Genomic DNA, 17,589 nt, shown 5'->3' on the forward strand with positions numbered 1-17,589 from the left:
GGTTTTACAGCGCCTGCCAGAAATCAAGCAGCAGCCGGGCAAAGGCCTCGGGCTGCTCCACCGCGCTCAGGTGCGCAGCGTCCAGGCTTTGCAGCTGCGCGCCCGCAATGCCCTTGGCAATCGCCTGCGACATGGCTGGCGGCGTGGCTTCGTCACGGCTACCGGCGATCACCAGCGTCGGACAGGTGATGCGGGCGTTGCCGGCATCCAGGTCGATATGCGCCACGGCAGCGCAGGCAGCGGCGTAGGGCCCGGGCGCGGTGGCTTCCAGCACCGCGCGCAGGGCGGCCACGCGGGCGCTGCCGCCGTTCGCATCAGCGCGAAACTCCGGCGTGAACCAGCGCTGCATGGCGCCTTCGGCAATCGGCGACACGCCCTGGGCCAGCACGGTGTCGATGCGCGCTTGCCACATGGCCCGGGCAGCATCGTCGTAATGGCTGGCCGAATTGGCGATGACCAGGCTGCGTACCCATTGCGGGTGGCGCGCACCCAATGCCTGGGCGGTCATGCCGCCCAGGGACAGGCCGACGAAATGCACCGGATCGGTGGCTTGCGCCCGAATCAGTTCGGCTGCGTCGTCGGCCAGGTCGTCAATGGTGTAAGCACCAGCGGCGGCGGCGGAGCGGCCATGGCCACGGTGGTCATAGCGCAGCACCGTGTAACGATCCTGCAGCGCGGCGGCCACGCCGTCCCACATGGTCAGGTCGCAACCCAGGGCGTGGCTCAATACCACCAGAGGGCCTTGGCCTTGTTTCACAAAATGAAGTTGCGGCATACGTGTGTTCCTGCTGGTTTAAAAAGGTCGGTATTGTGCCTGTTTGTCCGCCAATTGAACCAGCGTGGACTCTTGCAGGATAAGCCCCTGTCGTGGGTGCCTCGCCCGATACAACCATTTTGAATGTACCCGCCAGACGTACAAGGCGTCCAAGGCATTTCTGGCTTGGGAAGGCAGGTCACCCTGATCAGGGTTCATTCGTCTGGGTGGGTTCTTTGTCGTCATCAAGACGCTTCATGTTCTCCAGCAGCTTGAGCAGGTAGTGCAGCGTATGGGTGAGGTCGCTGGTGGAAAAACCGTCGAGCGCCTGCTCGTAATAGTCATGAATCTTGGGCAGCGCCTTCACGGCCCAGACCTCCCGGCCTGACGCCGTCATCGTCACCAGGCGCGAACGGCGGTCGCGCCCATCGGGGGCAGAGCCAATATGCCCGTCGCGTTCCATCCGGCTGATCAGCCCCGCCAGGTTCTGGCGGCTCACCATCAGGTAGCGGGCCAGATCCCCGACGCTCATGCCGCCCTCGGCTTCCGGCCGCGACAAGGCGCCCAGCACCGCCCACTGCTGCGTGGTCAGGCCTTCGGCCTCTACTGCGCGCGTCCCGGTTTTATGCAACATATTGGTACATTGATACAAACGAAAGAACAACCTGTTGGCCAGTTCAGTCCGAACAGAAACAGCATTTTCATTAGGGTAAACCATATAAATTCCATACAAAAATACGCTTGCACTAAAAAATTCTTCGACCTAAGATATGACAATGTATTGTCCTAAATACCCAGGCCAATGCAGCAAGCATACCAACCTCAACGACAGATGGAGAGAAGCATGAAGAAACTGGAAAACAAGACGGTCATCGTGACTGGCGGCGGCGGCGGCATTGGCGGCGCGACCTGCCGTCGTTTTGCCGCTGAAGGCGCCAAGGTCGCCGTGTTCGACATGAACGTCGAAGCGGCCCAGCGCGTGGCGGACGAGATCAAGGCCGCTGGCGGCATCGCCCAGGCCTTCAAGTGCAACATCACCGACCGCGCCGAAGTCGATGCCGCCGTCGCGGCCGCCGAAGCGGCTCTTGGCCCCATCGCTGTCTTGGTGAACAACGCCGGCTGGGACGTCTTCAAGCCCTTCGTCAAGACCGTGCCTGCCGAGTGGGACAAGCTGATCGCCATCAACCTGACCGGCGCGCTGCACATGCACCACGCGGTGCTGCCGGGCATGGCCGAGCGCAAATACGGCCACATCGTGAACGTGGCGTCCGACGCCGCGCGCGGCGGCTCTTCCGGCGAGGCCGTTTACGCCGCCTGCAAGGGCGGCCTGGTGGCCCTGTCCAAGACCCTGGCGCGTGAACACGCCCGCCAGGGCATCACCGTCAATGTGGTGTGCCCCGGCCCGACCGACACCGCCCTGCTCGCTGGCGTGGCCGAAGGCGCCCGCGACCCGGCCAAGCTGATCGAAGCGTTCAAGAGCGCCATCCCGCTGGGCCGCCTGGGCCAGCCCGACGACCTGGCCAGCGCCATCGTTTTCTTCGGCAGCGACGACGCGGCATTCATCACCGGCCAGGTCATCAGCGTGTCCGGCGGCCTGACGATGCATGGATGAGCCCCCACGCTCCCCACTTCGTGTGGTTCGCTGCCCCCCGAGGGGGCCGCTGCGCCTGCGGCCCGGCGAAGCCGGTTCCGCGGCCCCTGCTGGCTAGGGATTGCCCCATCCCACGCCTGGTGAGCTGCCCGACGCAGCGGCTTTTACATCGCTAATTTTTAACTTCCCCAACCCACAGGAAATCACCATGACTTTCGAAGACATCCTTTACGAAGTACGCAACGGCGTGGCATGGATCACGATCAACCGCCCGGACAAAATGAACTCGTTCCGGGGCCAGACCTGCGACGAAATCATCAAGGCGCTGAACAAGGCCGGCTATGACAAGGACGTGGGCGCCATCGTGCTGGCCGGCGCCGGCGACCGGGCGTTTTGCACCGGCGGCGACCAGTCGGCCCACAGCGGCAACTACGACGGACGGGGCACCATCGGCCTGCCGATGGAAGAGTTGCACACCGCCCTGCGCGACGTGCCCAAGCCGGTGATTGCCCGCGTGCAGGGTTTTGCCATCGGTGGCGGCAATGTGCTGTGCACGATCTGCGACCTGACGATCTGCTCCGACAAGGCCCAGTTCGGCCAGGTCGGCCCGAAGATGGGTTCGGTCGATCCCGGCTACGGCACGGCGTTCCTGGCCCGCGTGGTCGGCGAGAAGAAGGCGCGCGAGATCTGGTACCTGAACCGCCGCTACTCGGGCGCCGAGGCCGTCGCCATGGGCCTGGCCAATATCTGCGTGCCGCACGAAGAACTCGACGCCACCGTCCAAAAGTGGGGTGAGGAAATCTGCGAGCGCAGCCCGACGGCCCTGGCCATTGCCAAGCGCAGCTTCAACGCCGACACCGCCCACCAGAGCGGCATCGCCGGACTGGGCATGTACGCGCTCAAGCTGTATTACGACACCGAGGAATCGCGTGAAGGCGTCAATGCGCTGAAGGAAAAGCGCAAGCCCGACTTCCGCAAGTTCGCCAAGTAAGCCACTGGAGATCCGTGATGAACCCGAACCCCTATATCGACGAAGACCTGCAGGCGCTGGCTGAGCACGCGCGCCGCTTTGCCACCAACCGTGTCGCACCCGGCTTCTTGGAGCGCGACCAGACGCGCGTTCTGGACCGAGCGCTGCTGCGCGAGATGGGTGAACTCGGGTTCATCTGTCCCGAGCTGCCCGAAGAGTTCGGCGGCCAAGGCATGGGCTGCCTCGCTGCTGGCGTGATCCACGAGGAAATCGCCCGCGCCGACCTGAGCTTTTCCTACCTGAACCTGCTGGCGTCGCTGAACGGCCAGATCCTGTCCAAGTACGGCAACCCCGAGGTGGTCAAGCCCTGGCTGCAAAAGCTCACCCAGGGCGAGGCGATTTGCGCCATCGCCCTGACCGAGCCGCGCGGCGGCTCCGACGCGGCCAACCTGCGCCTGCGCATCGAGCGCATCAGTGAAGGTGGTAGCGACTTCTACGTCATCAACGGCGAGAAGACCTCGATCTCGGCGGCCGACCAGGCCGACATCACGGTGGTGTTTGGCCGCACCGGCAAGCCCGAGGATGGCGCCCATGGCGTGACCGCCCTGCTGGTGCCGATGGACTTGCCCGGCTTGAGCACCAACCGCTTCGACTGCCATGGCCAGCGCGCCATCGGGCGCGGCTCGATCTTCTTCGAGAACGTGCGCGTGCCCGTCAGCCACCGCCTGGGCGACGAGAACAAGGGCTTCGTGCAGGTGATGCACGGCTTTGATTTCTCGCGCTCGCTGATCGGCCTGCAAGTCCTGGCCGTGGCCCGCGTGGCCCTCGATGAAACCTGGGAATACATCACCCAGCGCCAGGCCTTCGGCCAGCCGCTGTCGGCTTTCCAGGGCGTGACGCATCCGCTGGCCCAGTTCGACACCGAAGTCGAAGGCGCCCGCCTGCTGTGCCTGCAGGGCCTGTGGCTCAAGGACAAGGGTTTGCCGCACACGGCGGAAGCCGGCATGGCCAAGTGGTGGGGACCCAAGCTGGCCTACGACGTGATCCACCAGTGCCTGCTGTGCTTCGGCCACGGCGGCTACGACCGGGGCCTGATGGAGCAGCGCCTGCGCGACGTGCTGGGCTTCCAGATCGGCGACGGCACGGCCCAGATCATGAAGACCGTCATTGCGCGCGTGCGCGCCGGACGCAAGTTCGTGCCGGCCTGAGCCCAGCACTAAAAAACACAAGGAGACAAGACCATGGAATTCGACCCCGTCCTGATCGCGCCCCGCCGGGCACAAAGCGTGGCCCAGGGCTTCTGGCACGACCGCACCATCAATGATGAGCTGGACGCCTGCGTGGCCAGTTGCCCCGACAAGCTGGCGCTGACCGCCATGCGGGCTGAAAGCGGCGCCACCACGCGCTTCACCTACCGCGAACTCGCAGCCATGGCGGACCGCGTGGCCGTCGGTCTGGCCCGCCTGGGCGTGGGCCGCAACGACGTGGTGGCCTGCCAGCTGCCCAACTGGTGGCAGTTCACCATCACCTACCTGGCCTGCTCGCGCATCGGCGCGGTGATGAACCCGCTGATGCACATCTTCCGGGAGCGCGAGCTGTCCTTCATGCTCAAGCACGGCGAGGCCAAGGTGCTGATCGTGCCCAAGGCGTTTCGCGGCTTCGACTTCGAACAGATGGTGACCGCGCTGCAGCCCAGCCTGCCCGAGCTGAAGCATATCGTCGTGGTCGATGGCAGCGGCGCCAACAGCTTCGACGCGCTGCTGAGCGGCCCGGCCCGGGAAGACGCCGCCGATGCGCAGGACATCCTGACGCGCCACCGGCCCGGCCCCGACGACGTGACGCAGCTCATCTACACCTCGGGCACCACCGGCGAGCCCAAGGGCGTGATGCACACGGCCAACACCACCATGGCCAACATCATTCCCTACGCGCAGCGCCTGCGGCTGGGCGCGGACGACGTGGTGCTGATGGCTTCGCCGATGGCGCACCAGACCGGCTTCATGTATGGCCTGATGATGCCCATCATGCTGCGCGCCAGCGCCGTGCTGCTCGACATCTGGGAGCCGCTTAAGGGCATCGACCTGATTCGCGACCAAGGGGCGACCTTCACCATGGCCTCGACGCCCTTCCTGACCGATCTGGCCCGCAATGTGGCCGAGTCCGGCAAGGCCGTGCCGACGCTGCGCACCTTCCTCTGCGCTGGCGCCCCGATTCCGGGCGCGCTGGTGGAACAGGCGCGCCGGGTGCTGGGCACCAAGATCGTTTCGGCCTGGGGCATGACCGAAAACGGCGCCGTCACCCTGATCAAACTCGACGATGACGACGAACGCGCCTTCAACACCGATGGCTGCCCGCTGCCGGGCGTGGAACTCAAGGTGGTCGATGAGGACGGTAATGCGCTTCCTGCGGGTCAGCCCGGCAAGCTGCTGGTGCGCGCCTGCTCCAACTTTGGCGGCTACCTCAAGCGCCCGCAGCTGAACGCCACCGATGCCGACGGCTGGTTCGACACCGGCGACCTGGCCCAGCTGGACGCGCAGGGCTACGTCCGCATCACCGGCCGCAGCAAGGACGTGATCATTCGCGGCGGCGAGAACATTCCGGTGGTCGAGATCGAGTATCTGCTGTACCGGCATCCGGCCATCGCCATGGCGGCCATCGTGGCCTATCCGGACGAACGGCTGGGCGAGCGCGCCTGCGCCGTGGTGGTGCCCAAGCCGGGCCAGAGCATCGACCTGCCCTCCATCGTTGAATTCCTGAAATCCCAGAAAGTCGCCGTGCAGTACATGCCCGAGCGGCTGATCGTGCGCGATGCCATGCCGTCCACGCCCACCGGAAAAATCCAGAAGTTCAAGCTGCGCGACATGCTTCGCGACGGCACGGTTTAAAGCATCCCTCCCCTATAACGAAACCCAGGAAACAAGCCCATGTTCACTTCCCCCAAGCACCTGCTGCGCCGCCGCCTGATCCAGGCGGCCACCGCCGCCGTCTGCACGTTCGGCCTGGCCGGCACAGTCCTGGCCCAGACGCCGGCCTGGCCCGCCAAACCCATCCGGCTCGTGGTCGGCTTTGCCCCCGGTGGCACGACCGATGTCATGGCCCGGGTCATGGCCCAGTCCCTCGGCGAGGCACTCGGGCAAACCGTGCTGGTGGACAACAAGCCCGGCGCAGGCGGCAATGTGGCGGCCACCGAAGTCATCCGCGCGCCGGCCGACGGCTACACCTTCCTGATTGCGCCGACATCGGTCGAGACAGCCAATCCTTTCCTGTTCAAGCAAACCATCAGCCCGGCCAAAGACCTGACGCCGGTGGCCGGCGTCGGACGCAGCCAGATGTACCTGGTGGTCAAGCCACAGTCCCCGTTCAAGGACGCCCGGGAATTCATCGCCTATGCCAAGGCCAACCCGGGCAAGCTGTCTTACGCCTCGGCCGGCCCCGGCACGCCGCCGCATCTGGCCGCCGAGATGTTCAAGCGGGTGACCGGCATTTTTGCCACCCACATTCCCTACCGGGGCGCCGCACCGGCCCTGCAGGACGTGATGGCCGGCCAGGTGGACTATGTGATGGATCCGGGCATCGCCTTTCCGCATGTGCGTTCGGGCAAGGTCCGCATGCTGGCGGTGGCTGGCGCCAATCGCTCGTCCTTCTTTCCTGACGTGCCGACGCTGGCCGAACTCGGCTTCAAGGGGGCCGAACTCGACATCTGGTTCGGCATGTGGGCGCCCAACGGCACGCCGCCCGACATCACCGCCCGCATGGTGCGCGAAGTGGCCAAAGCCTTGAGCCTGCCAGCGACCAAGACCCGTTATGAATCACTGGGCGCCGAGCCGATTGGACTGGGCAACGCCGAGTTCAAGAGCCTGCTGACCAGCGAAACCAAAATGCTGTCCGCCCTCATCAAGGACAGCAAGATCAGCGTGGATTGACCCACCAACACGATTTCAGGCATCAAACAGGCCGTTTGCGCATGCTGCATATGTGCAAACAGCTATTGATTTAATAGCATTTTCACTCGACGGGAACCCATGAAAGAACTACACCCCATCCTGACGGAAGTCCGTGGCCGGGTCGGCGTGATCACGCTGAACCGGCCCGAGCAGCTCAATGCCCTGAACGATGCACTGATGGATGCGCTGGGCGACGCCCTGCTGGCGTTCGACCGCGACGACGCGATTGGCGCCATCGTCATCACCGGCAGTCCCAAGGCCTTTGCGGCCGGCGCGGACATCGCCGCCATGGTCGACTGGACCTACATGGACGTGTACCAGGGCGACTTCATCACCCGCAACTGGGAAACCATCCGCCGGGTGCGCAAGCCGGTGATTGCCGCCGTGGCCGGTTTTGCCATGGGCGGCGGCTGCGAACTGGCGCTGTCCTGCGACCTGATCATCGCTGGCGAATCGGCCAGGTTCGCGCTGCCCGAGATCAAGCTGGCGATGCTGCCCGGCGCCGGCGGCACCCAGCGCCTGCCACGCGCCATCGGCAAGGCCAAGGCCATGGACATGTGCCTGTCGGCGCGCATGCTCGACGCGAGTGAGGCCGACCGCTACGGCCTGGTCTCGCGCGTCGTGCCCGATGAGCAGCTGCTGGAACAGACTTTAGCCCTGGCCGCGAAGATCGCCAGTTATTCCCTGCCCGCGCTGATGGCGATCAAGGAGTCGGTGAACCGCAGCTGGGAGTCCTCGCTGACCGAAGGCATCCTGTATGAACGCCGCGAGCTGCATGCGCGCTTTGCCAGCGAAGACGCCCACGAAGGCATGCACGCCTTTTTGTCCAAACGCACTCCGGTGTTCGAACACCGTTGATCCATCACTTCTTACACAGATCAAACCATGGCCCTCGATACCGAATCCTTTGAGCTTTTGCTCGCCGCCGTCCAGCGTTTCGTCAGGGACCGTCTGGTTCCCGCCGAAAACATCCTGGAAGAAACCGACGATGTGCCCGCCGACATCATTGAAGACATGAAGGCCATGGGCCTGTTCGGCCTGACCGTCCCCGAGGAATTCGGCGGCATCGGCCTTTCCGTCAGCCAGGAAGTCCAGGTCAACTACGAGCTTGGCCGCACCGCGGCGGCGTTCCGCTCGGTGTTCGGCACCAACATCGGCATCGGCTCGCAGGGCATCCTGATGGACGGCACGCCAGAGCAAAAGAGCGACTACCTGCCCAAGGTCGCCAGCGGCGAACTGATCATGTCGTTCGCGCTGACCGAGCCCGATGCCGGCTCGGATGCCGCGTCGCTCAAGACGCGCGCCGAACTCGACGGCGACCACTACGTGCTGAGCGGCACCAAGCGCTTCATCACCAACGCGCCGCGCGCCGGCGCCTTCACGCTGATGGCGCGCACCGGCGGGCCGGGCGCCGGCGGCGTCTCGTCCTTCATCGTGCCGGCCGACCTGCCGGGCATCAAGCTGGGCAAGACGGACAAGAAAATGGGCCAGCGCGGCACCAAGACCTGCGACGTGATCCTCGAGAACGTGCGCGTGCCAAGAGTCAACATCATCGGCGGCGTTCCCGGCCAGGGCTTCAAGACCGCGATGAAGGTGCTCGACCGTGGCCGGCTGAACATTTCGGCCGTGGCCTGCGGCATGGCGCAGCGCATCCTGGAGGAATCGGTGGGCTACGCTAGAGACCGCAAGCAGTTCGGCAAGGCGATTGGCGAATTCCAGCTGATCCAGGCCATGCTGGCTGACAGCCAGGCCGAACTGCTGGCCGGCTGGTCGCTGGTCCAGGACGTCGCCCGGCGTTTCGACGGCAAGCCGGCCCATGTGTCGGATCCGGACATTTCCATGCGCGTGTCCTGCGCCAAGCTGTTCTGCACCGAGATGGTGGGCCGCGTGGCGGACCGGGGCGTGCAGGTCCACGGCGGCGCCGGCTACATCAACGAGTACCCGGTCGAGCGCTTTTACCGCGACTCTCGCCTGCTGCGCCTGTATGAAGGCACGACGCAAATCCAGCAAATCATCATCGGGCGCGAACTGATGCGCCATAGCTGATCCGCGCCTGCCCGCCTGTTTTTTTATTCACCCTCACACCCAATCATCATGAACCAAGCCATCCACTCCCGCTTTCAATGGAATGACCCGATGCTGCTAGCCAGCCAGCTCACCGACGACGAACGCCAGGTGGCTGACGCGGCTAGAGCCTATTCCCAGGACCGTCTCGCGCCGCGCGTGCTGGAGGCGTTTCGCAACGAGAAAACCGATGCAGCCATCTTTCGCGAAATGGGCGATCTCGGCCTGCTGGGCGCCACCATTCCCGAAGCCTATGGCGGCGCGGGCCTGAACTATGTCTGCTACGGCCTGGTGGCGCGGGAGGTCGAGCGCATCGACTCGGGCTACCGCTCGATGCTGAGCGTGCAGTCCTCGCTGGTCATGGTGCCCATCAATGCCTTCGGCACCGAGGCGACAAAGCAGAAATACCTGCCCAGGCTGGCAACCGGTGAATGGATCGGCTGCTTTGGCCTGACCGAACCGGACCACGGCTCGGACCCCGGCAGCATGATCACCCGCGCCCGCAAGGCGCCGGGCGGCTACAGCCTGAGCGGCAACAAGATGTGGATCACCAACAGCCCGATTGCCGATGTGTTCGTGGTCTGGGCCAAGGACGATGAAGGCGCCATCCGTGGCTTCGTTCTGGAAAAGGGCTGGAAAGGCCTGTCGGCCCCGGCGGTTCACGGCAAGGTCGGGCTGCGCGCCAGCATCACAGGCGAAATCGTGATGGACGCGGTGTTCTGCCCCGAGGAAAACGCCTTTCCCGAGGTGCGCGGCCTCAAGGGTCCGTTCACCTGCCTGAACTCGGCGCGCTACGGCATTGCCTGGGGCGCGCTGGGCGCAGCCGAGGACTGCTTTGAGCGCGCGCGCCAGTATGTGCTGGACCGCAAGCAGTTCGGCAAGCCGCTGGCGGCCAACCAGCTGATCCAGAAAAAACTGGCCGACATGATGACCGACATCTCGCTCGGCCTGCAGGGCTGCCTGCGGCTGGGCCGCATGAAGGATGAGGGCATGGCTGCCGTGGAAGTCACCTCCATCATGAAACGCAATAGCTGCGGCAAGGCGCTGGACATTGCCCGCCTGGCGCGCGACATGCTGGGCGGCAACGGCATCAGCGACGAGTTCGGCGTCGCCCGCCACCTGGTCAACCTGGAAGTGGTCAACACCTACGAGGGAACGCATGACGTGCATGCCCTGATTCTGGGCCGCGCCATCACCGGCATCCCCGCCTTCTGATTATTTTGGAGTCACAGCCATGAAAATCCTGGTTCCCGTCAAGCGCGTCGTCGATTACAACGTCAAGGTCCGCGTCAAATCCGACGGCAGCGGCGTCGATATCGCCAATGTCAAGATGAGCATGAATCCGTTCGACGAGATCGCCATCGAGGAAGCCGTGCGGCTGAAGGAAAAGGGCGTGGTGACTGAAGTCATCGCCGTCTCGTGCGGCGTGCTGCAGTGCCAGGAAACCCTGCGCACCGCCATGGCCATCGGCGCGGACCGCGCCATCCTGGTCGAGACTTCAGAAGAATTGCAGCCGCTGGCCGTGGCCAAGCTCTTGAAAGCCCTGGTCGATAAAGAACAGCCGCAACTCGTCATCCTGGGCAAGCAGGCGATTGATGACGACTGCAACCAGACCGGCCAGATGCTCGCCGCGCTGCTGGGCTGGGGTCAGGCGACGTTTGCCTCCAAGGTCGAAGTGGCTGACGGCGTCGCCAAGGTCACGCGCGAGGTCGATGGCGGCCTGGAAACGCTCTCGCTCACGCTGCCGGCGATCATCACGACCGACCTGCGCCTCAATGAGCCGCGCTACGTCACGCTGCCCAACATCATGAAGGCCAAGAAAAAGCCGCTGGAAAATCTCAAGCCCGAGACGCTCGGCGTCGATGTCAAGCCGCGCATCAAGACGCTCAAAGTCAGCGAGCCGCCCAAGCGCAGCGCCGGCATCAAGGTGCTTGATGTGGCCGCGCTGGTGGACAAGCTGCGCAACGAAGCCAAAGTCATCTAACTCAGAACCAGAACAACGGAGCCTAAAACTATGACCTCTTTAGTCATCGCAGAACACGACAACGCCAGCATCCGCCCCGCCACCCTGAACACCGTGACCGCTGCAGCGCAGTGCGGCGGCGAGGTGCATGTGCTGGTGGCCGGCAAGGATGCCGCCGCAGCCGCCCAGGCCGCCTCCCAAATCGCCGGCGTGTCCAGGGTCATCCATGTCGATGGCGAGCACTTCGCCCACGGTCTGGCCGAGAACATGGCCGCGCAGGTGATCGCCATTGCCAGCGCCTACAGCCACATCCTGTTCCCGGCCACGGCGTCGGGCAAGAACATCGCCCCGCGCGTCGCGGCCCTGCTCGACGTGGCGCAGATCTCCGACATCACCAAGGTCGATGCCGTCGATACGTTCGAGCGCCCGATCTACGCGGGCAACGCGATTGCCATCGTGCAGAGCCTGGATGCTATCAAGGTCATCACCGTGCGCACGACCGGCTTTGATGCGGCGGCCAGCACGGGCGGCAGCGCCGCCATTGATGTCGTCAGCGGCGTGGCCGACAGCGGCAAGTCCAGCTTTGTGGGCAGCGAAATCGCCAAGAGCGACCGGCCCGAACTGACCGCCGCCAAGATCATCGTTTCCGGTGGCCGGGCGCTGGGTTCGTCCGAGAAGTTCCATCAAGTGCTCGAGCCGCTGGCCGACAAGCTCGGCGCAGCACTCGGTGCGAGTCGCGCGGCCGTCGATGCGGGCTACGCCCCGAACGACTGGCAGGTCGGGCAGACCGGCAAGATCGTCGCGCCGCAGCTGTACGTGGCCGTGGGCATCTCGGGCGCCATCCAGCATCTGGCCGGCATGAAGGACTCCAAGGTCATCGTCGCCATCAACAAGGACGGCGAAGCGCCGATCTTCAGCGTGGCGGATTACGGGCTGGAGGCTGATCTGTTCACCGCCGTGCCGGAATTGATTGCCGCGCTGTAAAAACTTCGTACAGGAACAGGCTACGAAAACCCTGGTCCCGCTATCAGTCGGCCATTCGCAGTTGTAGCGATCGATTCCTGGCCATCACGTCTATCGGGGACAAGGTTTCTTGCCGTGCAACGATCGCCGATAAGTTCGTCAACCGATCTTTCACGAGCAAAAACCCATTCTTTAGACCCACTGAAAGAGCCCACCCATGCAAGAAAACACCCCGCCCGAAGGCCATGGCCAGGTTTTGTGGACGCCCGGTCCGGAACAGCTGCAGTCCAGCCGACTGGTGAAATACCAGCAATGGCTCTCCACCAAAAAGGGCGTGCACACCCAGGATTACGATGAACTTTGGCGCTGGTCGATCGAGGACGTGCCAGGCTTTTGGCAGTCCATATGGGACTTCTTTGAAGTTCAAGCCGATGGAGAGCGAGAGCCTGCGATGGTTGGCGAGCAGATGCCCGGTATCCAGTGGTTCCCGAATGCGCGTCTGAACTTTGCGGAGCACGTTTTCCGTAATGCCACATCCGGGCATCCGGTGATGCTCGCACGCAGGGAAGGCGCCCCGCTTCGGGAAATATCCTGGGAAGAGCTGGAGCGTACGACCGCAGCGCTGGCGGCACAGCTGCGCAGTTGGGGCGTGCAACCCGGTGACCGCGTGGCCAGCTACATGCCCAATCTCCCGGAAACCGTGATCGCCTTCCTGGCCTGCGCCAGTGTCGGCGCCATCTGGTCCAGCTGCGCACCCGACATGGGGGCCACCGTGGTGTTGGACCGCCTGCGCCAGATTAAGCCCAAGGTGCTTTTCGCGACCGACAGCTACAGCTACAACGGCAAGAACCACGATCGCTCTGTTGTGGTGAACGAGCTGCTGTCAGGGCTGCCCAGCGTGCAGCGGGTGGTGCAGGTTTCGGGGCCGCTGGACGGAAGTCGTCCTTTGCCGTGGCGCGATCGGCACGACTGGCAAGGCTGTGTATCGCAAAGCGCGGCACCGCGCTACGAACGGCTGCCTTTCAGCCACCCCTTGTGGATTCTGTATTCCTCCGGAACCACCGGGCTGCCCAAGGCCATCGTGCACAGCCACGGCGGCATTGTGCTGACGCACCTGAAATCGATGGCGCTGCAAAACGATCTGCGACCGGGTGATCGGTTGATGTTTCTGGGTAGCACCGGGTGGGCTGTGTGGAACCTTCAGGTGGGCGCCCTGCTGTCAGGCGCATCCATTGTTCTCTACGATGGCAACCCGGCCTGGCCAACGGGCGATGCGCTGTGGCGCTTCATGGATGAACAGGATGTGACGCAGTTGGGCTGCGGAGCGGCCTACCTCATCAATTGCATGAAAGATGGTGTGCGCCCCCGAGACTTCGCCAGGTTAGCCAAACTCCGCACCATCCTCTCCACCGGTTCGCCGCTGTCGATGGACGCCTACCACTGGGTTTACGACGCGGTCAAACCTGATGTATGGCTGGCCTCCATCAGTGGCGGGACCGATATTGCCGCGTGCTTCGTGGCCTGCGCACCCACGCTGCCCGTGCATGCCGGCGAGATTCAATGCCGGGAACTTGGCGTGGCCGCCTACGCCTACAACGATGCTGGCGAGTCGGTGGTCAACGAGGTGGGCGAGTTGGTCATCACCAAACCCATGCCGTCGATGCCCATTTATTTCTGGAACGACCCGGACAACAAGCGCTACCTCGAGAGCTATTTTGAAACCTACCCTGGCGTGTGGCGCCAGGGTGACTGGATACGCTTCACAGAGCACGGCAGCGCAGTCATCTATGGGCGATCAGACAGCACGATCAACCGCTTTGGCATCCGGATGGGAACGGCTGAAATCTACCGGGTGGTAGAAGAAATGCCCGAGGTGCGCGACAGCCTGGTCATCGACCTGGAGTTTTTGGGGCGCCCCTCGTTCATGCCGCTGTTTGTGGTGCTACGGCCTGGCGCGGTACTGGACGAGGCACTGCAGGAGCGCATCAAGCACCAGATAAGCTCCAAGGCCTCTGCGCGCCACGTTCCCAATGAGGTTGTGCAGGTGACTGAAATTCCTCGCACGCTGAGCGGAAAAAAGATGGAAGTTCCCGTCCGGAAACTGCTGTTGGGTAGCTCGCCTGACAAGGCGGCCAGCCCGGATTCAATGCAGAACCCGGGCAGCCTGGATTTTTTTGTGCAGTATGCGAAGGCCCTCAAGGTGAAGGAGCTTTCGACGTGAAAGCCGTATTTATGACAGGGCATGGCGGCAACGAAGTCGTCAGCATAGCGATGCGGCCCAAACCGGTACGCCAGCCCGGTCAGGTACTGATTCGCATGCAGGCGGCCACCCTCAACCAGGTGGATCTCTACATGCGCAACAGCGGCGCGGGCATCACGCACCAGCTGCCGCAGATCATGGGACTTGACGGCGCGGGCATCGTGGAAGAAGTCGATGAGCATGAGCGCGTGCTCGCGCCCGGTCAGTCCGTGGTGCTGCATCCGGCGATTGGCTGCGGGCGCTGCGAGTTCTGCCAGCGCGGCGAAGTGGTCTTGTGCACCGGCATCCAGTATCTGGGCGAGCACCGGGACGGCACGCTGGCCGAATACGTGAGTGTGCCGGCACAGAATGTCTTCCCCATGCCTGCCGGCCTGTCATTCGCAGAGGCGGCCGCACTGGGCGTCAACCACCTGACCGCCTGGCGCATGCTGTTCACCAAGGCGCAGCTCAAGCCGTGGGAGACGGTGCTGATCTTTGGCATAGGCGGCGGTGTGTCGCTGGCGGCCCTGCAGCTCGCCAAGCTGGCGGGCGCTCAAGCCATCGTCACCTCGCGCGACGATTCCAAGCTGCAGCGCGCCCGCTTGGCTGGCGCCGACCATCTGATCAACAGCAGCACGCAGGACGTGGTCAAGGAAGTGATGGCCCGCACCCAGGGGCGCGGCGTGGACGTGGTGATTGAAAACGTCGGCGCGGCCGTGTGGTCGTCGGCCATGAAGTCGCTGGTGCGCGGCGGCCGGCTGGTCACCTGCGGCGCCACCAGCGGCGACCAGCCGCCGGCGGACATCAGGCGCATCTTCATCCGCCAACTCCAGATATTCGGCTCGACGCTGGGCAACTTCGACGAGTTCCGCGATTTGCTGCGGCTGACCGAGCGCACCGGCCTGCGGCCCGTGATCGACAGCGAATTCCCGCTGGAGCAGGCCCACGCGGCCCTGAGCCGCCTGGAATCTGGCCAGCAGTTCGGCAAGATCGCCATCCGCATTGGCGAAGCCTGATACCCCATGAAAGAAGAAACCATGTCCACAGTACGCACCGAACAGATCGGTGATGTCTTGCTGATTGAAATTAACAACCCGCCCATCAATGCCGGATCGCTCACGGTGCGCCAGGGCCTGAGCGCGGCGATAGAGCAGCTGCAGACCCAGCCTGAGCTGGTTGCAGGCGTCATCATCGGCGGCGGCACCACCTTCGTGGCTGGTTCCGACCTGCGCGAATTCGGCCAGCCGCTGCAAGACCCGCAGATGCCTGCCGTCATCGCGCTGATCGAAGCTTGCGGCAAACCGGTGGTGGCCGCGCTGCACGGCGCGGCGCTGGGCGGTGGCCTGGAATTGGCGTTGGCTTGTGACGCACGCATTGCGCTGAACGGCACGCTGCTGGGCCTGCCCGAAGTCACGCTGGGCATCATTCCCGGCGCGGGCGGCACCCAGCGCCTGCCGCGCCGGGTCGGTGTTGCCCGCGCCATCCAGATGGTCTGCAGCGGCGAACGCATCACGGCGGACAAAGCGCTTGATTTGCGGCTGGTCGATGAAGTCGTTGCCGGCGACTTGCAGGCCCATGCGATGGCGCTGGCGCGGCGGCTGGCGGGCAGCAAGTGCCGTATTCGCGATGAACAGGTTCCCACGGAAGACGCCGCAGCCATCGAGCAGGCAGAGCAGACTGCGCTGCGCGCCGGCAAACGCCGGCCGGCCGTGCTGGCGGCCATCGCGGCCGTCAAGAATGCCGCCCTGCTGCCCATCGACGAAGGCCTGGCGCATGAACGCGCGGTGTTCCAGCAACTGCGCGTGTCCACCGAGGCGTATGCGCTGCGCCACCAGTTCTTTGCCGAGCGCGAGGCGGCCAAGCTGCCGGCTGCGCTGCAGGCAGCCCCCCGCCCGGTGCAGACCGTGGCCGTGATTGGCGCCGGCACCATGGGCGCGGGCATTGCCATTTGCGCGCTGGACGCCGGGCTGAACGTGATCCTGCTGGAGCAGGACGATGTGGCCCTGCAGCGCGGCCAGCAGCGCGTGGCCGAGCATTACCAAAGCCGCGTGACAGCAGGCAAGATGAAGGCCAACGTGGCCGCCGCCAGCGAAGGACGCCTGAGCCCCACGACCGACTGGGCACAGCTGGGCCGGGCCGACCTGGTCATCGAGGCGGTGTTCGAGGACATGGCCGTCAAACAGGAGGTCTTCAGGAAAATCGATGCCCATGCGCGGCCAGGCGCGGTGCTGGCCACCAACACATCCTACCTGGACGTGGATGCGATTGCCGGGTTGACGGCCCGGCCGCAGGACGTGCTGGGCCTGCACTTCTTCAGTCCGGCCAACGTCATGAAGCTGCTGGAAGTGGTGCGCGGCCAGCAGACGGCGGCCGATGTGCTCGCCACCGGCATGGCCCTGGGCAAAAAGCTCGGGAAGCTGCCGGTGCTGTGCGGCAATACCTTCGGCTTCATTGGCAACCGCATCTACAACGCTTACCGCAAGCAGTGCGAATTCATGCTGGAAGACGGCGCCTGGCCGGAGGATGTGGACAAGGCGCTGACCGACTTTGGCTTGGCCATGGGTCCGTTCGCCGTGGCCGACCTGTCCGGCCTGGACATCGCCTGGCGGATGCGCAAGGCGCAGGCCGCCTCGCGCGATCCGCGCGAGCGCTACGTCGCCATCCTCGACCAGTTGTGCGAGCAGGGGCGGCTGGGCCGCAAGACCGGAGCCGGCTACTACCGTTATCCCGACGGCAAGCAGGTCAAGGCCACCGATGCCATCGTGCGCGCCATCATCGAGCAGGCCTCCGGCCAGCGCGGCATCACGCGCCGCACGCTGGACGCCACGGAAATTCAGCGCCGCGCCCTGCTGGCCATGGTCAACGAAGCTGCGCTGCTGCTGGCCGAAGGCGTGGCTGCTCGTCCCAGCGACATCGACGTGGTGCTGGTGCAGGGCTACGGCTTCCCGCGCTGGGAAGGCGGCCCGGTGTTCTGGGCGCGCCAGCAGGATCGGGCGCAACTGGCGCAGGACCTGCAGCGCCTTGCCGGTGAATCGGGCCATGGCTTTGTAGTGGCCGACCTGTCTGTTTTGTTGAATCCCTAACCTCCCCACTCCCCTCAC

At 64.5% G+C, this 17,589-nt stretch carries 15 protein-coding genes; 13 read left to right on the forward strand and 2 right to left on the reverse strand.

The features are described 5' to 3' along the window. Positions 1 to 4: 4 nt before the first annotated feature. Entirely contained in the window at positions 5 to 775 is a 771-nt protein-coding gene (gene pcaD / locus ABLV49_RS13920) for a 3-oxoadipate enol-lactonase (RefSeq protein ID WP_349277262.1), read from the reverse strand. 187 nt (positions 776 to 962) lie between these two features. Further along, a complete protein-coding gene (locus ABLV49_RS13925) occupies positions 963 to 1,472 on the reverse strand; it encodes a MarR family winged helix-turn-helix transcriptional regulator (protein ID WP_349277264.1) in 510 nt (169 codons plus the stop codon). A gap of 126 nt (positions 1,473 to 1,598) precedes the next feature. On the opposite strand from ABLV49_RS13925, the gene badH reads away from it, so the two are divergent. The 13 genes from badH to ABLV49_RS13990 all read left to right on the forward strand — a co-directional run bounded on the left by badH (position 1,599) and on the right by ABLV49_RS13990 (position 17,571). Beyond that, positions 1,599 to 2,366 carry a 2-hydroxycyclohexanecarboxyl-CoA dehydrogenase gene (gene badH / locus ABLV49_RS13930; protein WP_349277266.1) on the forward strand — a complete coding sequence of 256 codons (768 nt, stop codon included), beginning with the start codon at positions 1,599 to 1,601 and terminating at the stop codon, positions 2,364 to 2,366. A 187-nt stretch (positions 2,367 to 2,553) separates the two neighbouring features. Further along, a complete protein-coding gene (gene badI, locus ABLV49_RS13935; protein ID WP_349277268.1) occupies positions 2,554 to 3,336 on the forward strand; it encodes a 2-ketocyclohexanecarboxyl-CoA hydrolase in 783 nt (260 codons plus the stop codon). A gap of 17 nt (positions 3,337 to 3,353) precedes the next feature. Further along, positions 3,354 to 4,523: a cyclohexanecarboxyl-CoA dehydrogenase gene (gene aliB, locus ABLV49_RS13940; RefSeq protein ID WP_349277269.1), complete on the forward strand. Its 1,170-nt coding sequence runs from the start codon at positions 3,354 to 3,356 to the stop codon at positions 4,521 to 4,523. Between the two features lie 33 nt (positions 4,524 to 4,556). Beyond that, a complete protein-coding gene (aliA, locus tag ABLV49_RS13945; protein ID WP_349277271.1) occupies positions 4,557 to 6,200 on the forward strand; it encodes a cyclohexanecarboxylate-CoA ligase in 1,644 nt (547 codons plus the stop codon). Positions 6,201 to 6,239: 39 nt separating this feature from the next. Next, positions 6,240 to 7,238 (forward strand): Bug family tripartite tricarboxylate transporter substrate binding protein, encoded by a 999-nt coding sequence (locus tag ABLV49_RS13950; protein WP_349277273.1) that lies wholly within the window; start codon positions 6,240 to 6,242, stop codon positions 7,236 to 7,238. 99 nt (positions 7,239 to 7,337) lie between these two features. Beyond that, on the forward strand, positions 7,338 to 8,117 hold the full coding sequence (locus tag ABLV49_RS13955; RefSeq protein ID WP_349277275.1) for an enoyl-CoA hydratase: 780 nt from the start codon (positions 7,338 to 7,340) through the stop codon (positions 8,115 to 8,117). A 27-nt stretch (positions 8,118 to 8,144) separates the two neighbouring features. Beyond that, positions 8,145 to 9,305: an acyl-CoA dehydrogenase family protein gene (locus tag ABLV49_RS13960; protein ID WP_349277277.1), complete on the forward strand. Its 1,161-nt coding sequence runs from the start codon at positions 8,145 to 8,147 to the stop codon at positions 9,303 to 9,305. Positions 9,306 to 9,353: 48 nt separating this feature from the next. Further along, the gene (locus tag ABLV49_RS13965; protein WP_349277279.1) at positions 9,354 to 10,538 is read left to right on the forward strand and encodes an acyl-CoA dehydrogenase; all 1,185 of its coding nucleotides are present in this window, start codon (positions 9,354 to 9,356) and stop codon (positions 10,536 to 10,538) included. A gap of 19 nt (positions 10,539 to 10,557) precedes the next feature. After that, complete coding sequence (locus tag ABLV49_RS13970) at positions 10,558 to 11,307, forward strand: electron transfer flavoprotein subunit beta/FixA family protein (RefSeq protein WP_349277281.1); 750 nt, start codon at positions 10,558 to 10,560, stop codon at positions 11,305 to 11,307. Between the two features lie 30 nt (positions 11,308 to 11,337). Further along, positions 11,338 to 12,270, forward strand: coding sequence for an electron transfer flavoprotein subunit alpha/FixB family protein (locus ABLV49_RS13975; RefSeq protein ID WP_349277283.1), 933 nt, complete (start codon positions 11,338 to 11,340; stop codon positions 12,268 to 12,270). 196 nt (positions 12,271 to 12,466) lie between these two features. Next, positions 12,467 to 14,470, forward strand: a complete 2,004-nt coding sequence (locus tag ABLV49_RS13980; RefSeq protein WP_349277284.1) for an acetoacetate--CoA ligase — start codon at positions 12,467 to 12,469, stop codon at positions 14,468 to 14,470. Further along, entirely contained in the window at positions 14,467 to 15,504 is a 1,038-nt protein-coding gene (locus tag ABLV49_RS13985; RefSeq protein ID WP_349277286.1) for a zinc-binding dehydrogenase, read from the forward strand. Before ABLV49_RS13980 ends, ABLV49_RS13985 begins: the two co-directional genes overlap by 4 nt. Positions 15,505 to 15,525: 21 nt before the next feature. Next, entirely contained in the window at positions 15,526 to 17,571 is a 2,046-nt protein-coding gene (locus tag ABLV49_RS13990; protein WP_349277288.1) for a 3-hydroxyacyl-CoA dehydrogenase NAD-binding domain-containing protein, read from the forward strand. The last annotated feature ends 18 nt before the right edge of the window (positions 17,572 to 17,589 follow it).

It is taken from the genome of Polaromonas hydrogenivorans (genome assembly GCF_040105105.1).
In the GTDB taxonomy this organism is placed as follows: domain Bacteria; phylum Pseudomonadota; class Gammaproteobacteria; order Burkholderiales; family Burkholderiaceae_C; genus Polaromonas; species Polaromonas hydrogenivorans.